A 19257-nucleotide genomic window follows, 5' to 3' on the forward strand; every position below is an offset into this window, starting at 1 on the left:
CCGGAAGTTATTATGTATTGTTTAACGTATTATTTATGTTTTGTGAATAAATATTCTTTTATTCTGCAATAATATTTGTGCCAGCTTCACCTTTTAGGATGGCTAGGCCATCTGCAAGTGCACCGATCCCAACAAGCTTGCCGCCTTTGTTGATGAACTCGCAGGAAGCATCGATTTTTGGTCCCATAGAGCCAGCATCGAAGGCATACTGAGCCAGTTCACGTGGGGTGGTGCTGCGCAGTGCTTTCTGGGTTGGTTTACCCCAGTCTAGGTAAACCGCATCGGCATCGGTCAGGATAAGCAGCGCATCGGCATTAAGCTGCTGGGCAAGGTATGCCGCAGACATGTCTTTGTCGATCACCGCTTCTACACCAACCAATTTGCCATTTTCTTTCTTGACCGGTATACCGCCGCCGCCTGTGCAGATCACGAGGTGCTCTTGTTTGATCAAGGTCGTGATTGCATCACTCTCGACAATACCGGTCGGTAGTGGGCTTGGTACCACGCGACGGAAGTACTGGCCGTCAGGCTTGACTGTCCAGTGGTATTTCTCCGCCATTTCGCGGGCTTCAGCTTCTTCGTAGACCGGACCGATAGGCTTGGTTGGATCCGCAAAGGCCGGATCGTTCGGGTCTACAGTCATCTGGGTTAGCATGCAGGAGACATCTTGCTCCGGCAGTAGATTTTTCAGCTCTTGCATCAGCATGTAGCCAATCATGCCCTGGGTTTCTGAACCCAGTACGTCCAATGGGTATGGGCTAACTTTTTTGTATTCCAACCCTTGTAGCGCTAGCAGGCCAACTTGAGGGCCATTGCCGTGCACGAGAACAACGTTGTAATCCTTACCAATTTCCGCGATGGTTTGTGCCGCTTTGGCAATGTTCTGACGTTGGATATCGGCTTCTAGTGGCTCGCCGCGGCGAAGCAGGGCATTGCCGCCCAGTGCTACTACAACAGTTTGCTTGGTCATGTGATCGTCTCTCTTGGTTTACTCTCAGTTATTGTATTTTGTTTGGCTTTTCGCCTAGATTCTGAGAGGTCTTGCTGTTTGGTAGCCGGTGCTAAGCACCGGCCGTCAGGTTTGGCAATTGCCTTGGTATTAGATACCGTCACGCTCGATTGGGCAGCTCATGCAGCGAGCACCACCACGGCCGCGGCCTAGTTCATCACCTGGGATAGGAAGAACTGTGATACCGGCCTTGTCGTACTTCTCGTTGGTGTATGTGTTACGCTCGTAACCAATAACCACACCTGGTTTCACGGTCAGTACGTTGTTTGCATCGTTCCACTGCTCACGCTCTGCTTCGAAGCTGTCGCCGCCAGTCGTGATTAGGTTTAGCTTGTCTACGCCTAGTGCTTTCTCGATAGCTGTAACGAAGTAACCTTCTTCTTTCACGTTGACTGCGCCAGATTCGTCGCCAGTTAGGCTCCAGCACTGAACGTCTTTACGTACAACTTCTGGGTAAACAGAGAAAGTATCTTCACGCATGTGCGTCATGACAGTATCTAGGTGCATGCAAGAACGGTGCTTAGGTAGTTGCATTGCGATAACTTGCTTCGCTTCACCGTGCTTGAATAGGCTTGATGCCAGTTGCTCAACACCTTGTGGCGTTGTGCGCTCAGACATACCGATAAGTACCGCGCCTTTGCCGATTACCAGTACGTCACCGCCTTCGATAGTCGAGTTGTCGTACATTTTCTCTTCGTCGCCGAAGTACTTAATGAAGTCTTGGCCAGCGAAAGTTGGGTGCCAACGGTAGATTGCACGAACGTGGTTTGTTTCACGCTGACGTGCCGCTTTCGCCATTGGGTTGATAGACACTCCGCCGTATACCCAGCAAGATGTATCACGGGTAAATAGGTGGTTTGGTAGTGGTTCAATGATGAAGTCAGTTGGCTCGTGCATACCTTGCATCATTGATGAAGATTGAATTGGTAGCTCAGCGTAGCTAAGGCCGCCAAGAAGAATTGAAGATAATTCTTTGCTTGGTAGGTCTGCAAGGAAGCAACGTACATCGTTAGCGAATGCCATACCTAGGCGGTAGTCAGAGATTTGCGTTTGAAGAAGCCAATCTTTTGCTTCTGGCACTTCTAGCGTATCTGCTAGCAAATCACCAAGAAGCATTACTTCAACACCTTGCTCACGTAGTGTGTTAGCAAATACGTCGTGTTCTTGGCCAGCGCGCTCAACAGCTAATACATCATCAAATAGTAGATCGTGACAGTTTGATGGAGTTAGGTGAGTTAGCGCACGCTCTGGGCGGTGGATAAGAACGCGGCGTAATTGACCTATTTCAGAACCTACGTAGAACTTACTCATGATCGTATCTCTCTTTATTTGTTGCCAATTGTTTGGCTGTATTTATTTTATTGCAAAGTAAGAAGTTATTTATTTCTTTGCTTTCGTATCTGGGGTCCATTTTACTCCTAAGGGGGTTGCAGTCTTAGAGGTTTATCACACTTTTATTATTAAAGTGGTAACGCTATATATTTGATTTGTTAACATTTTTAATGCAGTTGTCACTGGCTTACATGCATGGGTATTTATGTATTTTCACTAGGTTTTAAGTGGTTCCGTTTTGGCTAAGTAATTGTTTTTTAAATTGGTGGTAAGGTTGGCTGGAATCTTATTCAGAAAAATTCACGTTATGGTAATGTAAAAAGTATAATCTTATGCATTAAAAGTGTTTGTCTATATAAAAACAATTGGAATGTTACTGTGTTGGTAACAAATATTTTTCCTTTTATTTGATGTAAGTGCTTTTTTGTAATTTATATACACAGGTTTATCCGTGCTTTTTTATCGGCAAATTAAAGATGTTAGTAGAGGTAAATATAAAGCATGACGTTTTTTTGGTGCTTTGTTTATATTTGGGTTTATAAAATTTCAGGGTGGTTGGAATATGAGTGCGGTGACGTTCTATGTTAAGTGCTGGTATTACCAGATGATCTTAAGTCGCAGGGGCGAAATATAAGCAATGTGTTCCGTCTAAGGAGGGTAACCGAATAGCATTGTCGGCCTATTTCGAGTTCACTTGGCTGTTATACGCACTACCGGTTATCGCGCTGTTTCGGTTAGCGGGGGGGGGGGATAAAAAAGCCGCCCCTAGGGGGCGGCGAAACAAGCAAGATCGAAAGGGGGATTGTTATTTACAGCATGGCGCCGACACTTAGCATCGCCATGATCAGAACGGTTAGAATACCCAGTAGCGGAGCTACCCACTTCACCCAGCGTACATAAGGGACGCGGGCGATGGCCAGGCCACCCATAACCACTGCTGAGGTTGGTGTCATTAGGTTCACAATACCTGATGCTGATTGGTAGGCTGTTACGACTAGATCACGGCTTACACCGGCAAAGTCAGCCAACGGTGCCATGATAGGCATGGTCAGTACCGCTAGGCCTGAAGATGAAGGCACCAAGAACGATAGTAGGATCTCTAGCCAGTACATAACGTTGATGAATACGATAGAAGACAGGCCTGTCACTGTGTGCTCTGCAGCATTCAGGATAGTATCTGTGATCATACCGCGGTCCATAATCACCACGATACCGCGGGCGATACCGATGATAAGGGCAACACCCAGTAGATCACGAGCACCGTCGATAAAGCTTGACGTGAATTCTTCTTCGCTCATGCGGGCAATCAAGCCGATGATGATGGTTGAAGCTAGGAACATGCCTGAAATCTCAGCCATCCACCACCCTGCAACGGCGACGCCGTAAATCATGATGCCGAATGAAGCGGCGAAGATAGCCAAGATAACTTTACGCGTTGCGGTGAACTCCAGCATTTCGCCAGACTGGTTACCCAAGAAGTGAGCTTTGTTCTCTTCGTACTTGTCGTAGACAATTGATTTGGTTTTGTCGGCACGAACCATTTTGGCGTAGCGCATGACATAAGCCACACAGATCAACCAGCCAACTACCAACATCGCGACACGAAGCATGATGCCGTCGGTGAATGGGATGCCGGCAGCGTTGGCGGCGATAACGGTTGCAAATGGGTTGATGGTTGAGCCCAGAGTACCGATACCGGCACCGAGTAGTACCGTTGCTGCAGCAACGACTGGGTCAAAGCGGGCGGCCATCATGACAGGCACCAACAGGGTGTAGAACGGCAGGGACTCTTCCGCCATGCCGTAGATAGTACCGCCAGCAGCAAACAATGCCATCAGGATCGGTATCATCATTTCCTCTCGCCCCTGTAAGCGAGCGGTTACCCGTTCGATACCGGCATCAATTGCACCAGTCTTGGTGACGAGGCCGAGGAAGCCACCGATTACCAAGATGAACAGTGAAACGTCGATAGCGGCTGCTTCATACGTATTGTGGTCGTAGAAGCCGTCAATCGGTGCTAGCAGGACATCGACCACGCCTTGCGGGTTGCTTTCTACCGCGTGGTAGGTACCGGTAATTGGCACTTCTTTGCCGAGATCTTCATTCATTACTCGGTCGTACTGGCCAGCCGGTACAATCCAGGTCATCAATGCGACGAGGGCAATAAGAGCAAATAAAATGGTGTAAGCAGAAGGGAATTTGAAGTTGGCCAAAAAGCCACCTTTCTTTTCCTGTTTCATTGTTTCGGTTGTCATTGTTATCTCCTTACCTCTGTACATCCAGCACAAAGGTGATTCATCTACCAGGCCTGTCGTCAGGCATGACGGGACTCGCCGGACATGACGCCGGAGCAGGCAGAACCAGGCATTAGCGATTGCTAACGGAAATGGTTTACAGGTTGTTTATCCTTGCTGTCGAAACAGGCTGGATAGAGGTGTCAACGTTGGGTGAGGTGTCGGAGCCGTATTCTCACTCGCTGGCACCGCAAAGGTTGGGGAGTTGATCCCCGGCAGCAGGTCGCTGTCCAATGCGGATATCAGGTGGGTGAGTGTCCTACGGGGACGACGCAGCTGACTGCGGCGCCGCCTCCCAGGCTCAAGGCCGTGGTAGAAGTTACTCATGATCGTATCTCTCGTATGCTTATTAATGGCCATCAGTCTTTGCCGTGGCTCTATTTGCTTGTTGCCAGTGAATTTTATGCCGCTGGGCGCAGTATATCTTAGGGGTTGTTCACACTTTTCCTGCCCTTTCATACCGCCAGCCTATCGGTAAATAGGTGGTCTAGGGTATTTCTCTGGGTTTTGTGGGTGAATATGCTATTGAGGGTTTTGTGTTTATTCGCTTGAGGCGCATATTGGGGAATATTATGCATTTCTCTGCTTCATTGGCTGAGGAAATAAATCGACGGATAGTTTGATAAATATCAAGTTTCCGAGCGAGGGAGATTTCACTTGGTATTTTATTGCGATCCATGCGATATTTGCGTTCGAATTTATTCCATAGGTGGAGTTTCCCCATGTCTTATGCAGAACTGATCGAAGAGCAGAAGGAAGAAACGCGCGAAATTATCGCTGCGTTGCTAGAAGATGGCAGTGTGCCTGATGCGCTTTACACCATCGAGCACCATTTCTCAGCAGATACTTTCGAAGAGCTTGAAGCTGCCGCCGTTGAAGCTTTCAAGATGGGCTTTGAAGTCCTTGAAGCTGAAGAGCTTGAATTGGCACCGGAAGACGGTGGCGGCAAAGTGGTGTGTTTTGATGCTGTGATGGAATCTGCGCTGAATGCAGAGATCATTGATGAGCAGGCTGAGAAACTGATCCAGCTGGCAGAGAAACATAACATCGATTACGACGGCTGGGGTACTTACTTCGAGTCGGGTGAAGATGACGAAGAAGAGGGTGAAGACGAAGAGTAATCTTCGCCTGCCATAACTGCACTTCGAAAAGCTGGCCTATGGCCAGCTTTTTTATACCTGCTATTTAGGCTGTTAGCACCAAGGCTTATAGCGTCTTGAACATCCTGACTTCGCAGGCGTCGTGGCCGGTCTGCCCCATCGCGTGCGGGATCCGGACAAAGCCCAGCCCTTGATACAGCTTGATAGCTGCCTGCAGTGAGGCGGTGGTTTCGAGGTAGCACGCCTTGTACTGTTGCTGGCGGGCAAATTTCAGTGCCGTGGCGGCGATCCGCCGGGCGAAGCCTTTGCCGCGTAGCTCTGGCAAGAAATACATTTTCTGCAATTCACATACCCCTTCTTCCCCGGCAAGGGCGGCGATCCCTCCACCGCCAAGGATACGGTTATCCCTCTCTATCACCCAGAATGCGCTGTCAGGCGCGCTGTAGACCTCGCTGAGCGCATCCAGAGTCGGATCTGAAACACCATAGCCTTTATCGGCTGTTAAGCCGTGCTCGGCTGATACCCTACGTACGACGGCAGCCATAGCGGCGTTATCAAGCGGGGTAAGAAGCCGGAGCTGATAGCCTTCCTGTTGCTTGTTGGCCTGAATCGCTTTGGTATAGCGCTGTAGGCTCTGTGCCAGGCTGTCGATTTCATCGTGGTCAAGCTGTTCCATGAATTGGGCGACTTGCTGGTTGAGCGATTGGTTGAGGGTACCGAGTAGCGCTTGGCCTTGTTCAGACAAGCGGGAGAGTTGCTTGCGGCCGTCTTCGGGATCGGCTTGGGTGGTTAGCAGGCCGGCATTGAATAGGCTGGCACTGGTTCGGCTGGCATTGGATTTATCCACCTTGAGCCGGGCGGCAAGCTGGTTGACGGACAATGGTTGGTTTTCCAGTTCAATCAAAGCATGGGCTTGGACCGGGGTGATATCAAGGTTACCGCATTGGTGGTCAAGCATACCCAATTCCCGCACGAGCAGGCGGGATTGGGCTCTGAGTGAAGCGGCGTCCATATATGCGTCTCTTTTGGTTGCTTAGTGCAACTAAAGTTAGTTGCTTCTCGCAACATTGTCAACAGTCATGTCGCTGACGTCGGCACACTGCTGCAATTCTCCATGGTGGCAAGCAAGGTGCCCCAAGGCTTCTTTGGCGGCTTGTTGTGCAGTTTTCTTCTGCCAGATACGCTCGTGGAAGTAGTAGGCCACGGTATTGATAGCGGGCTCGATTGTTGCCATAACGCTGCCAATCAACACGTCTCCGGTCAGCAGGTAGGCGACGCCAAACGCGACGCTGAAGTGGACAATGGCAAAGCTGATGGTCTTGCGACCCGGGTTAGCATAGCCTGCACGCAGCAGCGCTTTGCTCTGCCAGGTTTTTTCATGAAAATAGAAGGCCACAGTGTTGACCATCGGCTCTATCATGGCGATCAGGCTGCTGATCAAGATTTCTCCTGTCAGTAGGTAAGCAACACTGAACGCGACAAAAAAATGGATGATGGCAAAACTAATGGTCTTTTTCATGGTGGTCTCTCCCTCAGTTGATAAATAGATATTAGTGATAATCATTATCATTTGCAATCTATTATCATCTATCGCTTTGATAGGTGTGACCGATGACAAAGCGGGTGAGTGTCTGGCAGAAAGGATGGAGCGCCAAAGGGAGGGGGAAGTGACTGAAAAACAGGAAATAAAAAAGCCGGCGCGAAGGCCGGCTTTAAATTAGTGTGGCGGTTGGCAATTATAGCGCAGCGATAGTCGCTTGCTGTTCGGCCAGTTTCACCAAGGTTTCCTTGTAGCCTTCAAGCTTCTCGCGTTCTTTTGCTACAACGGCTTCCGGTGCTTTGGCAACAAAACCTTCGTTGCCTAGCTTGCCTTCGATACGTTTGATCTCACCTTCAGTCTTCTTCACTTCACCCGCAAGGCGAGCAAGTTCAGCGTCTTTGTCGATAAGACCAGCCATTGGGATCATCAGTTCAGATTTCCCCACTAGTGCGGTAGCACATGCCGGTGTCTCTTCACCATCAGTCAGTACCTTAATGCCTTCTAGCTTAGCAAGAGACATCAGTACCGTACGGTTAGCTTCGATACGAGCAGTATCTTTTTCATCTGCTACTTTCAGCATCACATCAAGCGCTTTGCTTGGTGCAATGTCATATTCAGCACGTAGGTTACGGATACATGTGATGAAGGCTTTTACCCATTCAATATCAGCAACGACTGCTTCATCGAAGTTAGCTTCGTTAAACTGCGGCAGTGCCTGAGTCATGATAGTCTCACCTTCAACACCGTCTACTAGCGGCTTCACGCTCTGCCAGATTGATTCAGTGATGTACGGAAGTACTGGGTGAGCAAGGCGTAGTGTCTTCTCTAGTACTGAGATCAGGGTATGACGTGTTGCACGCTGCTGAGCTTCTGTCCCTTTCCAAAGAACGGGCTTGGTGAGCTCTAGGTACCAGTCACAGAACTGGTTCCAGATGAACTCGTAAATTGTACCGGCTGCCATATCTAGACGGTAGTTCTCGATATGAGCGTTGAAGTCTTTCGCTGCCAGCTCGAACTGAGATTCGATCCACTTGTCTGCCAGTGAGAACGCCATCTCGCCGCCAGCCATGCCGCAATCCTGATCTTCTGTGTTCATCAGCACGTAACGACTTGCGTTCCATAGCTTGTTACAGAAGTTACGGTAACCCTCTAGGCGCTTCATGTCCCAGTTGATGTCACGGCCTGTCGATGCCATTGCTGCTAGGGTAAAGCGCAGTGCATCGGTACCGTAAGCTTCAATACCGTTTTCAAACGTTTTACGCGTTTGCTTTTCGATCTTCGCGGCAAGTTTAGGCTGCATCATGTTGCCACAACGCTTCTCTACGAGCTCTTCAAGGCCGATGCCATCGATCATGTCGATTGGGTCGATGACGTTACCTTTCGACTTCGACATTTTGTCGCCGTTTTCGTCACGGATCAGACCTGTCACGTAAACCGTTTTGAATGGTACTTGTGGCTTACCGTTTTCATCTTTGCAGAAGTACATGGTCATCATGATCATGCGGGCAACCCAGAAGAAAATGATATCAAAACCAGTCACCAGTACATCCGACGGGTGGAAGGTTTTCAGATCCTCTGTTTGCTCTGGCCAGCCTTGGGTACCGAATGTCCAAAGGGCTGATGAGAACCACGTATCCAATACATCGTCGTCTTGGCGCAGAACCACAACGGGTGCTAGATTGTTGTTTGCACGCACTTCTTCTTCGGTACGGCCAACATAGACTTTACCGTCGTTATCGTACCAAGCCGGGATACGGTGACCCCACCAAAGCTGGCGAGAGATACACCAGTCTTGGATATCACGCATCCAAGAGAAGTACATGTTTTCGTATTGCTTAGGAACGAACTGGATCTCGCCGTCTTCTACTGCCTTGGTTGCGGTTTCTGCAAGCGGTGCAGCACGTACATACCACTGGTCAGTTAGCATCGGTTCGATAACCACGCCACCACGGTCGCCGTAAGGTACGGTCAGGTCGTGATCTTTGATTTCTTCAAGCAGGCCAAGCTCATCAAGCTCTGCAACAACCGCTTTACGGGCTGCGAAGCGCTCCATACCGTGGTATTTCGCTGGTAGCTCAGTGCCGTATGCATCGCTCGCTTCACCATTGGTGGTGAAGACTTCAGCAGCATCGCGGATGTCAGCGTTGAAGGTCAGGATGTTGATCATCGGTAGGCTATGGCGCTTACCCACTTCGTAGTCATTGAAGTCGTGCGCAGGGGTGATTTTCACACAACCTGTGCCTTTTTCCATGTCGGCATGCTCATCGCCAACAATTGGAATACGACGGTCAACGATAGGCAGTAGGATCTCTTTACCAATCAGATCCTTGTAGCGTGGATCTTCAGGGTTAACCGCAACACCGGTATCACCCAGCATGGTTTCTGGACGGGTTGTTGCGACCACAATGTAGTCTTTGCCTTCTGCTGTCTTCACGCCGTCAGCCAGCGGGTAGCGGAAGTGCCACATGTGGCCTTTCTTGTCTTTGTTCTCTACTTCTAGATCTGAGATTGCTGTGTGCAGCTTTGGATCCCAGTTAACTAGGCGCTTACCGCGGTAGATGAGGTCATCTTCGAACAAGCGGACAAACACTTCTTGAACGGCATTAGATAGACCGTCATCCATCGTAAAGCGTTCGCGATCCCAGTCTACAGATGCACCTAGGCGGCGAAGCTGTTGAGTGATGTTGCCACCAGACTCTGCTTTCCATTCCCAGATTTTGTCGATGAAGGCGTCACGGCCGTAGTCGTGCTTGTTCTTGCCTTCTTCGGCTGCAATCTTACGCTCCACAACCATTTGGGTTGCGATACCCGCGTGGTCGGTACCGACTTGCCATAGGGTGTTCTTGCCCTTCATACGCTCACAGCGGATCAGGGTATCCATGATGGTATCCTGGAACGCGTGGCCCATGTGTAGGCTACCTGTGACGTTTGGCGGTGGGATCATGATGCTGTAGGCATCTTTTGATGTGTCACCGTGAGGCTTGAAGTAACCAGCCTCTTCCCAGCGCTGGTACAGCGCTTTTTCAATTGATTGTGGGTTGTATGTCTTTTCCATAGCGCTCTTAGAAGGATCTATGTGGAATTAAGGCGTCGTTGCAGCATTGGCCGTGTTGAGCTGGATACCAGCTAGGCGATATTGCTTGTAGCGATCGCGTGCCAATTGCTTCAGATTTTCATCGCAAGGGACGAAGTCTATCACTTGTGAGAAGGTTACGGCAAAATTTGGTGCATTTTGCCCCAAATTAATCAGGATCCCGCGGCGTCCACTGTGGCGCAGTCCGGGCCAGCCAATTTCGACTGGTGAGCCGCCGCGGGGGCCTTCACCAATCAGGTTATGGGGCACGAAATTATCGGGGTCCAGTTGCCATAAATACTCATCTATTTGTTCTGCTTGCGCTTTGTCTGCTGCCAGCAGATAGACTTTGTGGCCCTGACGGTAACTCATTGCTGCTTGATGACAAGCAAAATGCAGTTGGAATTCGTTATCCTCGGCATATTGCTCTTCACTGATTATATAAAAAGTAGCATGAGTCATGGCGTTTACTCTATAAACGAAGGGGGCCGTTTGGCCCCCTTTAGCGTCAATGTTACTCGACGTTCTCTAGGCCAGCTCGGTTGAGCAGGAATTGGACCAGCAGTGGGACCGGGCGACCGGTTGCCCCTTTGGCCTTGCCTCCGACCCAAGCGGTACCGGCGATATCCAGGTGCGCCCAGTTGTACTTTTTGGTAAAGCGAGACAGGAAGCAGCCAGCGGTAATGGTACCGGCGCCTGGTGAGCCAAGGTTTGCCATATCGGCAAACGGGCTGGCCAGTTGCTCTTGATACTCGTCATTCATCGGTAGGCGCCACGCACGGTCACCCGCTTGCTCCGAAGCGTTGATCAGCTCATGGGCTAGTGGGTTGTGGTTCGAAAGCAAGCCACTGATGTGGTTACCCAGCGCCACGACACAGGCACCGGTCAGTGTTGCGACATCGACCACGCACTCTGGCTCGAAACGCTCAACATAGGTCAGTGCGTCACACAGTACCAAGCGGCCTTCGGCATCGGTGTTCAAGACTTCTACGGTTTGGCCTGACATCGTCGTTAGGATGTCACCTGGACGGTAGGCACCACCGCCAGGCATATTTTCACAGCCAGCAAGGATACCCACAACATTGATTGGCAGGTTTAGTTTCGCCAGTGCTTTCATGGCACCGAACACGGTTGCCGCGCCGCACATGTCGTATTTCATTTCATCCATCTGAGCCGATGGTTTAATTGAGATACCGCCGGAATCGAATGTCAGGCCCTTACCGATCAAGACAATTGGCTTGGCGCTTGACTCAGGGTTGCCCTTGTATTCAATTACCGACATCATGGCTTCGTTCTTCGAGCCTTGGCCTACCGCGAGGTATGAGGTCATGCCGAGCTCTTTCATTTCCTGCTCACCAATGATCTTGGTGCTGACTGTCTCGAAGTCATCGGCCAGGCGGCGAGCCTGAGAGGCTAGGTAGGCTGGGTTAGCCACATTGGGTGGCATGTTGCCCAGGTCTTTACCCGCTTTGACGCCTGAAGCGACAGCCAGGCCGTGGGCAATCGCACGTTCGCCCAGAGAAAGTTCACGACGGGTTGGCACATTGAATACCAGTTTGCGCAATGGACGGCGGGTTTCCGGCTTGTTGCTCTTGAACTGGTCGAAGGTGTACAGACTGTCCTTGGTTGTTTCAACGGCCTGGCGAACCTTCCAGTAGGTGTCACGGCCCTTGACGTGCAGCTCGGTCAGGAAGCAGACGGCTTCCATCGAACCTGTTTCGTTCAGGGTGCTAATCGTTTTTTTGATGATTTGCTTGTATTGGCGCTCATCAAGTTCGCGCTCTTTACCACAACCAACCAATAATACACGCTCTGAGAGTACGTTTGGTACATGGTGAAGCAGAAGCATTTGGCCTGGCTTGCCCTCTAGATCGCCGCGGCGAAGCAGTGAGCTGATATAGCCATCGCTAATTTTGTCGAGCTGTTCGGCAATGGGAGAAAGGCGACGTGGTTCAAATACCCCAACGACAATACAGGCACTGCGCTGTTTCTCGGGGCTACCACTTTTTACACTGAACTCCATGCGTACTCCTACATCCTAATAAAGACAATTAAAGCTAAATGTTAGATAATGCCGCACTTATGTTGCTGGACCCTAAATTCGGTATAGGATTAAAGTGCAGGTTAACAATTAGCCGAAAGATTAAAAAAATAACTGATTAACCGAAAAATTATAGTGATTCCAGTAAAAAAACAAGTTTTCTATGGGTAAATAAAGCGTGATTATTGTTCGGTATTTGACGCGTGAGACATTGAAAAGCCAATTTGCGGTGCTTTTTGTCCTTTTTCTTGTCTTTATTAGTCAGAAATTTATTCGCATTCTAGCTGATGCAACAGAGGGTTCCATCCCGAGTGATTTGATTGTGACCTTGCTCGGTTTATACATGCCTTCGATGGCCTTGTTGATGTTGCCGCTGAGTTTGTACATTGGTATTTTGCTGACTTTTGGTCGTTTATACGCCGAAAGTGAAATTACGGTGATGAATGCTACGGGGATTGGCAACAAGTTCCTGATCCAGGCGGCGTTGTGGCTGGCGATTATTACCGGTGCTTTTGCGGCATTTAATGCGCTGTGGCTCGCCCCTTGGTCGGTGGCGAAAACCGAGCAGCTGGTAGAGCAAGTCAAGGCAGATTCTAGTCTCGATTTACTGGTGAAAGGCCAATTCAAGCCTGCACCCGATGGGCAGGGGGTGGTGTTTGTCAATGATATTACCAACAGCGGTAGTCGGTTGGATAAAGTGTTTGTTGCCCAGTTATCTTCGCGCGATACTCTTCGCCCGAGTGTGCTGGTCGCTGATCGTGGCTATGTGAGTGAGCTCCCTGATGGGCGTCAGGTGCTGGATCTGAAAGAAGGAACCCGCTACGAGGGGCTTCCAACCCGGCTGGATTATTCAATTACTCAATTTGATGATTACCAGGCCCTGATTGGTCAGCGTGCGGTGCGTGAAAAAAGTCGTGATTGGGATGCCTTGCCGACACTTGAGTTGATGCAGCGCTCGGAGCTAGCAGCCAAGGCCGAGTTTCAGTGGCGAATGTCTCTGGTGCTGTGTATTCCCTTGCTGACCATGGTGGTCGTACCGCTGTCGGCAGTGAACCCACGCCAGGGGCGCTTTGCCAAATTGGTACCGGCGGTGTTGATTTATCTGACGTACTTTTTGGCGATCAGTGCGGCTAAATCGGCAATTGAAGACGGTGGTCTACCTTCGTATATCGGCTTGTGGTCAATCAACGGGGGGATTTTTGCGGTGGCGATTGCCCTGAACAGTTGGGATACCTTAGCGGTGCGTAAGGTGAGAGAGAAGTTTCGGAGACGCGGTTAATGTTTAAGATTCTGGATTTATACATTGGCCGGACATTGATTTCGACTTCGGCCCTGACGCTGTCGACCTTGGTGGGCCTGTCGGCGATTATCAAGTATGTCGAGCAGCTGCGTAAAGTGGGCGATGGGACCTATGATTTGTGGAAGGCGTTGGCTTATGTCTTGCTCAGTATCCCGCGTGATATCGAGATGTTCTTCCCGATGGCGGTATTGCTGGGGGCGTTGATTGGCCTTGGTATGCTGGCATCCAGCTCGGAGCTGGTCGTGATGCAGGCGGCTGGTTTCTCGAAGCTGGATATCGGTTTGTCGGTGCTGAAAACGGCCGTTCCTTTGATGCTAATGGTAACCTTGCTTGGCCAGTGGGGAGCGCCTGAAGCTCAGAAGGCGGCCCGTGAGCTGCGTGCACTTTGGACCTCTGGCGGTAATATTCTCTCAGTCCAACGTGGGATATGGACCAAAGACGATAATGACTTTATTTATATCGGCCGGGTGCATGAACAAAAAGAGCTGCACGGTATAAATATCTGGCAGTTCAACGAACAATACGAGCTGACCCACTCCACCTTTGCCGAGTCTGCCGCTTATGACAATGAACGGGGATGGCAACTCAAGGACGTGACGGTGACGACGCTGGGCAAAGATCAGCAAGTCAATGAGCGTTTGGCGCAGATGTATTGGCAAACCACGCTCACGCCGGATAAGCTGGCGGTAGTCACCCTCAAGCCGGAAGAGCTTTCTCTGACCGGTGTGTATGACTATAAAAATTATCTCGAGGACTCCAAGCAGGATTCATCGCGTTATGCCCTGGCGTTTTGGCGCAAGGCCCTGCAGCCTTTCTCGATTGCGGTCATGATGCTGCTGGCGCTGTCATTTGTATTTGGCCCATTGCGCTCGGTTACGATGGGGGCAAGGGTATTGTCTGGGGTGATCTTTGGTTTTGGCTTCTATATTTCAAACGAAGTGTTTGGGCCGATGAGCATCGTCTACCGACTACACCCCATTATCGGGGCGCTCGGGCCGAGTTTGGTGTTCTTGTTTATCACCATCTATCTGTTGCGAAGAAAGCTATAGCGATGGGCAAAAGAAAAGGCGCCACTGGCGCCTTTTTTGTGTCTGTTTGATCGGAAATAAAAAAGGTTAGTTGACCTTGGGTAGAACAACCATCTCACAGTCTGCCATGGCATCTTGGAAAGACTGCTTTTTCTTGCTGAATGGCGCCAATAGGTTACCCAGGCCAAATGCCGATGTCGCCATGCGGATCATTGCTTGGGTCGGACGAATATTGGAGCCGTCTGTGTTTTGTATCCGCAACTTCCAAGCACGCATGCCCAATGTTTGCCCGGCCTGGCACCAGAAATAGGTAAAAAAGCCCACAATGACCATGGCAAGGTAGCCGGTATAAATCATGCCAACCACTGGGTGCTTGGTCATATAAGCGCTGACATCTTCGTAGCCGGTAATATCGACCATCCCGATAGAGACCATGATTGCCATCAAGCCGATAGCGAGGCCGCCTGCGAGCATCAGAACGGCAGCGATGACGAGGCTGTCGTAGAGCCAGGCTGCTAGGCGGCGAAAAAGGCTTGGGTATTGTTTGGTGGGATCAACGTCCGGTTGTTTCTTCTTTTTCACGAGGTTATCCAAATTAACTTAGCTTAAAGATGTTGCGTGCAGTGTAGCAATATAAGCCTGCTGGGTGAATGGGGCGGTTCTTGGAAATGAGAGCCATCCCAGCAGCAGTTTTGGCTAACAGCACTATATTTATTGGAGTCCGCAGCCCAACGCTCTACGGGGTGGGGGAGGTGTGGCTGATGTCTGTACGATAGCCTGTCCCTGAGGCATTGAAGAGGATCAATACGATGGCTGATACCAATGACAATACTACCAACTGGCCGGAACTGGCTGGTGCGCTGTATGACAAACTGACTGAACGGCATGCAGAGCTAACCTATGATTTTGACCATGTTGAAATTAGCGTGCCAAGTGGAGCTGGCGATAAACCGGACCATTCTGTCTGGAAGGTCAACGGCAGCATTAGCATCCGTGGCCGCAACCTTGACTGATGCTAGAATATGATGGCGATGTTGAGGTGGTGCTCAATGACGGTGTTGCTCATTTCAACGCCCAAGGGGTGCTGCTAACCCTTACCGTTTCGAGCCCTGATATGTTGTCGGCTCTGATTGGTGTTTATCGGCGCCTGCCAGAGCCTGGCATCATGATGAAGATGCCCTTTGCCTTCGAGGGGCATCAATTGGTGGTCAATATCGTAAACGGTGGTTCAGTCGTCATTACCCGCCGGCAGAGCTGGGTACGTAATTGGCTGCCTTACCAACTCTCTTTCTGCGGTTTTGCTTGGTGGCTCCGCTATGGTCCTGGCTTTCTATTTCAGTATTGGCAGGGTGGTAAGCGCCGCTAGAGGGAGTATTTGTCCACAAATGCTCATTTTCTCAGCAAACAAACGCTGAAGTGGTGTTTTCACGTTTTTTTCTGTTGCGTTAAAAAGCCAGATACGTAGAATGATTCGCATGCCCGGGTGGCGAAATTGGTAGACGCAGCGGATTCAAAATCCGCCGGTGAATAACTGTGCCGGTTCAAGTCCGGCCCCGGGCACCATTTTTAAATGACAAAGCCTCGACGAAAGTCGGGGCTTTGTTGTATCTGGATGACTGAATTTGATTAAGCAAGGGGCTTAAGGATTTATTGGCTGCCTATTGTTGTCGCAAGTTGAGTGTCAGCTATTCTTTTTGCTTACTTTTGTTTTAGAAACGAGCGCTTTGGTTAACCTCTGATCGTCTGGCTGTGTTTTTTAAAAAACAATAAAAAAATGATTGTCTATCAGGTTGATATACGTATAATGAGCCGCATCTGCCCGGGTGGCGAAATTGGTAGACGCAGCGGATTCAAAATCCGCCGGTGAATAACTGTGCCGGTTCAAGTCCGGCCCCGGGCACCATTTTTAAATGACAAAGCCTCGACGAAAGTCGGGGCTTTGTTGTATCTGCGTGCCAGTCCCTGATTCGGTCACCACTTTACCGGCCTCTCAAATCTTGTCATCCAAGCTGCCTCATTATCTAAGTTCTTTTATAGTATCGGTCCTAATTGAGCGACTCGGGAACAGCTATGCGATCAGAAAAGGAGCCAAATCGGGTGACAGCCGTTGTTGAGTTGATTAAACAGCAAGTCAGCCAACGAGTGTGGTTACCGGGTGAGCGGATCCCGTCTATTCGTAAAATGAGCAAGCTGCAGTCAATCAGCCCGATGACAGTCATGAAAGCCTATGAGCAGTTGGAGCTCGACGGTTGGATCTATGCAAAGCCTCAAAGTGGCTATTATGTCTCTGCCCACTTCAACCAACTCAAAGACATGCCGTCGCTACAGCCGCAAATTGTTAATCAATCGATTAGAATCAACCGTCATGTCTTTGATGTGATGAAGGCAATCAAGCAACCGGATGTGATCCCTTTCGGATCTGCGTTCCCCGATCCCTCGTTGTTTCCACAGTCTACCTTGGGGCGGCTATTGAGCCGGGTTGTCAAAACGATGCCCAGTCATAGCGGGATCACCGACTTATCACCGGGTTGTTTGACATTGCGCCGCGCTATTAGTCAGCGATATGCCAAAGTTGGGGTGGCCGTTGGTGCGGAACAGATTGTCGTGACCTCAGGGGCAACAGAAGCGTTGGGGCTAGGCTTGTCTGCTGTGACCCAGCCGGGAGACATGGTCGCGGTCGAATCCCCGGTATTTTATGGCGCGTTGCAGGCGATTGAGCGGCTTCATTTGAAAGTGGTAGAGATCCCGGCTTGTCCACGACAAGGGATTAATATTGAAGCGCTCGCGAGTTGCATTGAGCGTTACCCAATAAAAGCTTGCTGGTTAATGAGTAATTTTCAAAATCCGACAGGTGCCAGCCTCTCTCCTAATCGGCAACGTGCGCTTTATGAGCTGCTTGCGACACGAAACATTGCCATGATAGAAGATGATGTTTATGGCGAGCTGTATTATGGTCCCGACAAGCCTGTTTCTCTCAAATCGATAGATAGTGAGGGAATGGTGATCCACTGCTCTTCATTTTCCAAATCCCTCGCGCCGGGGTTCCGCGTTGGTTGGACATTGGCTGGACGCTTTACCCAGCAGGTTGCTGAACTGCAGTTCATGTCGACACTTTCTGCTCCTGTTCCCAATCAGCATGCGATTGCTAGCTATATAAAGGGAGGGGGCTATGACGGCCATCTTCGGCAATTGCGCCGTACACTGGAAGCTCGGCAGCGACAGATGCGTGAAGCGATATTGTGTTTGTTTCCATCAGGTACGAAGGTAACCATACCAAGTGGTGGTTACTTTCTTTGGGTGGTTCTACCGTTTGATATTGATAGCGCGGCATTACTTTTTATATTGCTTGAGCGATACCGGATCAGCATTGCGCCCGGTACTTTGTTTTCTTCTGATAGCCAATATAGGCATTGCATGCGTTTCAATTGCAGTTATCCGCTTACTCCTGAGTATTACGAAGCCCTTCGTTGTATCGCTCAACAGGTAAGCACCAATTCTCACTAAACTGTTTGGCTATTTTGCGGCTTAACTGTTCTACCTTCATCGATAATAATCCGGTTCAATGGTGATGTATGGATCATTGAAAAGGAGAAAGATCATGAATTGGAAGTGTGATAGGGCAGAGTTGAAACTATTAGGCGTTGCTTTAGGGTGTGCCTTGCTACTGGTTTTTGGTCACCTCATCTTAGCCAAGCAGCTTATACAGTATGCTTGGGTTGAGTATACCGCTGCGGCAATTCCCTTCTTATTATTTGCGATTGCGGCCTGGGCAATACGCTACACCATACGACTGGAGCAGAAAAAGTAGGCTTCCTAGGTAGCAAACCTATTGTTCAATGCGCTGTCGTGTAGGTAAATCATGCGTAAAACAGAAGCTTTGTCTGTTTCTTGAACGCTCAGTTAATTTAAATGAAATAATTGCATGTTCGCTATTGCCAATGTGATCGAACTCTCTATAATGCCACCTCACTGACACGGAGCACGGCAACTTAAGCCGCTAACCAATCAGTATTGTTCTTTAACAATTTGACCATGCAATCTGTGTGGGCACTCGTGAAATGATAGTCAACAAAAGAATTATCAATGAAACTGAGTGACCAATACAAAATAGCGATTCTATTTATAGGAGAGGTATTTTGGCACAGTCAATTCAATCATTACTTCGGTAATGGTTTAACAGTATTTCATTGAGCCAAAACTTTAATTGAAGAGTTTGATCATGGCTCAGATTGAACGCTGGCGGCAGGCCTAACACATGCAAGTCGAGCGGCAGCGACAACATTGACCCTTCGGGGGATTTGTTGGGCGGCGAGCGGCGGACGGGTGAGTAATGCCTGGGAATATGCCCTGATGTGGGGGATAACCATTGGAAACGATGGCTAATACCGCATAATCTCTTCGGAGCAAAGAGGGGGACCTTCGGGCCTCTCGCGTCAGGATTAGCCCAGGTGAGATTAGCTTGTTGGTGAGGTAAGAGCTCACCAAGGCGACGATCTCTAGCTGGTCTGAGAGGATGATCAGCCACACTGGAACTGAGACA

Annotated in this window: 17 protein-coding genes, 2 tRNA genes and 1 rRNA gene; 10 read left to right on the forward strand and 10 right to left on the reverse strand. The window is 49.7% G+C overall.

Annotated features, from left to right (window positions below; translation table 11 throughout):
* Positions 1 to 58: 58 nt before the first annotated feature.
* The 4 genes from arcC to L4D79_RS25910 form a co-directional block, all read right to left on the reverse strand.
* Entirely contained in the window at positions 59 to 970 is a 912-nt protein-coding gene (gene arcC / locus L4D79_RS25895) for a carbamate kinase (RefSeq protein WP_428655903.1), read from the reverse strand.
* A 129-nt stretch (positions 971 to 1099) separates the two neighbouring features.
* A complete protein-coding gene (gene arcA / locus L4D79_RS25900) occupies positions 1100 to 2320 on the reverse strand; it encodes an arginine deiminase (RefSeq protein ID WP_428655905.1) in 1221 nt (406 codons plus the stop codon).
* A gap of 830 nt (positions 2321 to 3150) precedes the next feature.
* Positions 3151 to 4596 (reverse strand): YfcC family protein, encoded by a 1446-nt coding sequence (locus L4D79_RS25905; protein WP_428655907.1) that lies wholly within the window; start codon positions 4594 to 4596, stop codon positions 3151 to 3153.
* A gap of 147 nt (positions 4597 to 4743) precedes the next feature.
* On the reverse strand, positions 4744 to 4962 hold the full coding sequence (locus L4D79_RS25910) for a hypothetical protein (protein WP_428655910.1): 219 nt from the start codon (positions 4960 to 4962) through the stop codon (positions 4744 to 4746).
* A 395-nt stretch (positions 4963 to 5357) separates the two neighbouring features.
* Here L4D79_RS25910 and rraB point away from each other — a divergent pair, with 395 nt between their 5' ends.
* Positions 5358 to 5756: a ribonuclease E inhibitor RraB gene (rraB, locus tag L4D79_RS25915; RefSeq protein WP_107351175.1), complete on the forward strand. Its 399-nt coding sequence runs from the start codon at positions 5358 to 5360 to the stop codon at positions 5754 to 5756.
* An 85-nt stretch (positions 5757 to 5841) separates the two neighbouring features.
* On the opposite strand, the gene L4D79_RS25920 is transcribed toward rraB, so the two are convergent.
* From L4D79_RS25920 to pepA, 5 genes are all read right to left on the reverse strand, one after another.
* Positions 5842 to 6747, reverse strand: coding sequence for a bifunctional helix-turn-helix transcriptional regulator/GNAT family N-acetyltransferase (locus tag L4D79_RS25920; RefSeq protein WP_428655912.1), 906 nt, complete (start codon positions 6745 to 6747; stop codon positions 5842 to 5844).
* Between the two features lie 36 nt (positions 6748 to 6783).
* On the reverse strand, positions 6784 to 7254 hold the full coding sequence (locus L4D79_RS25925; RefSeq protein WP_428655914.1) for a DUF2061 domain-containing protein: 471 nt from the start codon (positions 7252 to 7254) through the stop codon (positions 6784 to 6786).
* A 217-nt stretch (positions 7255 to 7471) separates the two neighbouring features.
* Positions 7472 to 10330 carry a valine--tRNA ligase gene (locus L4D79_RS25930; RefSeq protein ID WP_428655916.1) on the reverse strand — a complete coding sequence of 953 codons (2859 nt, stop codon included), beginning with the start codon at positions 10328 to 10330 and terminating at the stop codon, positions 7472 to 7474.
* A 27-nt stretch (positions 10331 to 10357) separates the two neighbouring features.
* Positions 10358 to 10810, reverse strand: a complete 453-nt coding sequence (locus L4D79_RS25935; RefSeq protein WP_428655918.1) for a DNA polymerase III subunit chi — start codon at positions 10808 to 10810, stop codon at positions 10358 to 10360.
* 52 nt (positions 10811 to 10862) lie between these two features.
* On the reverse strand, positions 10863 to 12371 hold the full coding sequence (gene pepA, locus L4D79_RS25940) for a leucyl aminopeptidase (protein ID WP_428655920.1): 1509 nt from the start codon (positions 12369 to 12371) through the stop codon (positions 10863 to 10865).
* A gap of 196 nt (positions 12372 to 12567) precedes the next feature.
* On the opposite strand from pepA, the gene lptF reads away from it, so the two are divergent.
* Both lptF and lptG read left to right on the forward strand, forming a co-directional pair.
* On the forward strand, positions 12568 to 13668 hold the full coding sequence (lptF, locus tag L4D79_RS25945; protein ID WP_428655922.1) for an LPS export ABC transporter permease LptF: 1101 nt from the start codon (positions 12568 to 12570) through the stop codon (positions 13666 to 13668).
* A complete protein-coding gene (gene lptG / locus L4D79_RS25950; protein WP_428655924.1) occupies positions 13668 to 14738 on the forward strand; it encodes an LPS export ABC transporter permease LptG in 1071 nt (356 codons plus the stop codon). The genes lptF and lptG overlap by 1 nt, the downstream gene beginning before the upstream one ends.
* Before the next feature lie 66 nt (positions 14739 to 14804).
* Here the strand turns inward: lptG and L4D79_RS25955 are convergent, their stop codons facing one another.
* Positions 14805 to 15299 carry an RDD family protein gene (locus tag L4D79_RS25955; RefSeq protein ID WP_428655926.1) on the reverse strand — a complete coding sequence of 165 codons (495 nt, stop codon included), beginning with the start codon at positions 15297 to 15299 and terminating at the stop codon, positions 14805 to 14807.
* Positions 15300 to 15526: 227 nt separating this feature from the next.
* Between L4D79_RS25955 and L4D79_RS25960 the strand changes: the two genes are divergently transcribed.
* The 7 genes from L4D79_RS25960 to L4D79_RS25990 all read left to right on the forward strand — a co-directional run.
* Entirely contained in the window at positions 15527 to 15730 is a 204-nt protein-coding gene (locus L4D79_RS25960; protein ID WP_428655928.1) for a hypothetical protein, read from the forward strand.
* Positions 15730 to 16083, forward strand: a complete 354-nt coding sequence (locus L4D79_RS25965) for a hypothetical protein (RefSeq protein WP_428655930.1) — start codon at positions 15730 to 15732, stop codon at positions 16081 to 16083. The genes L4D79_RS25960 and L4D79_RS25965 overlap by 1 nt, the downstream gene beginning before the upstream one ends.
* A 111-nt stretch (positions 16084 to 16194) precedes the next feature.
* Positions 16195 to 16280 (forward strand) — tRNA-Leu (locus L4D79_RS25970).
* A 254-nt stretch (positions 16281 to 16534) separates the two neighbouring features.
* Positions 16535 to 16620 (forward strand) — tRNA-Leu (locus tag L4D79_RS25975).
* Between the two features lie 167 nt (positions 16621 to 16787).
* Positions 16788 to 18221, forward strand: coding sequence for an aminotransferase-like domain-containing protein (locus L4D79_RS25980; protein ID WP_428655934.1), 1434 nt, complete (start codon positions 16788 to 16790; stop codon positions 18219 to 18221).
* A 94-nt stretch (positions 18222 to 18315) separates the two neighbouring features.
* Positions 18316 to 18525 (forward strand): hypothetical protein, encoded by a 210-nt coding sequence (locus tag L4D79_RS25985; RefSeq protein WP_428655937.1) that lies wholly within the window; start codon positions 18316 to 18318, stop codon positions 18523 to 18525.
* A gap of 393 nt (positions 18526 to 18918) precedes the next feature.
* A 16S ribosomal RNA gene (locus L4D79_RS25990) occupies positions 18919 to 19257 on the forward strand; the annotation flags it as partial.

This window comes from Photobacterium satsumensis, from assembly GCF_050336935.1.
Classification (GTDB): Bacteria; Pseudomonadota; Gammaproteobacteria; order Enterobacterales; family Vibrionaceae; genus Photobacterium; species Photobacterium satsumensis.

What these genes read in the sequence shown, in the direction of transcription:
- arcC (WP_428655903.1), bottom strand. Translation starts at nt 970, where the DNA reads ATGACCAAGCAAACTGTTGTAGTAGCACTGGGCGGCAATGCCCTGCTT.
- arcA (WP_428655905.1), bottom strand. Translation starts at nt 2,320, where the DNA reads ATGAGTAAGTTCTACGTAGGTTCTGAAATAGGTCAATTACGCCGCGTT.
- L4D79_RS25905 (WP_428655907.1), bottom strand. Translation starts at nt 4,596, where the DNA reads ATGACAACCGAAACAATGAAACAGGAAAAGAAAGGTGGCTTTTTGGCC.
- L4D79_RS25910 (WP_428655910.1), bottom strand. Translation starts at nt 4,962, where the DNA reads ATGAGTAACTTCTACCACGGCCTTGAGCCTGGGAGGCGGCGCCGCAGT.
- rraB (WP_107351175.1), top strand. Translation starts at nt 5,358, where the DNA reads ATGTCTTATGCAGAACTGATCGAAGAGCAGAAGGAAGAAACGCGCGAA.
- L4D79_RS25920 (WP_428655912.1), bottom strand. Translation starts at nt 6,747, where the DNA reads ATGGACGCCGCTTCACTCAGAGCCCAATCCCGCCTGCTCGTGCGGGAA.
- L4D79_RS25925 (WP_428655914.1), bottom strand. Translation starts at nt 7,254, where the DNA reads ATGAAAAAGACCATTAGTTTTGCCATCATCCATTTTTTTGTCGCGTTC.
- L4D79_RS25930 (WP_428655916.1), bottom strand. Translation starts at nt 10,330, where the DNA reads ATGGAAAAGACATACAACCCACAATCAATTGAAAAAGCGCTGTACCAG.
- L4D79_RS25935 (WP_428655918.1), bottom strand. Translation starts at nt 10,810, where the DNA reads ATGACTCATGCTACTTTTTATATAATCAGTGAAGAGCAATATGCCGAG.
- pepA (WP_428655920.1), bottom strand. Translation starts at nt 12,371, where the DNA reads ATGGAGTTCAGTGTAAAAAGTGGTAGCCCCGAGAAACAGCGCAGTGCC.
- lptG (WP_428655924.1), top strand. Translation starts at nt 13,668, where the DNA reads ATGTTTAAGATTCTGGATTTATACATTGGCCGGACATTGATTTCGACT.
- L4D79_RS25960 (WP_428655928.1), top strand. Translation starts at nt 15,527, where the DNA reads ATGGCTGATACCAATGACAATACTACCAACTGGCCGGAACTGGCTGGT.
- L4D79_RS25965 (WP_428655930.1), top strand. Translation starts at nt 15,730, where the DNA reads ATGCTAGAATATGATGGCGATGTTGAGGTGGTGCTCAATGACGGTGTT.
- L4D79_RS25980 (WP_428655934.1), top strand. Translation starts at nt 16,788, where the DNA reads ATGCGATCAGAAAAGGAGCCAAATCGGGTGACAGCCGTTGTTGAGTTG.
- L4D79_RS25985 (WP_428655937.1), top strand. Translation starts at nt 18,316, where the DNA reads ATGAATTGGAAGTGTGATAGGGCAGAGTTGAAACTATTAGGCGTTGCT.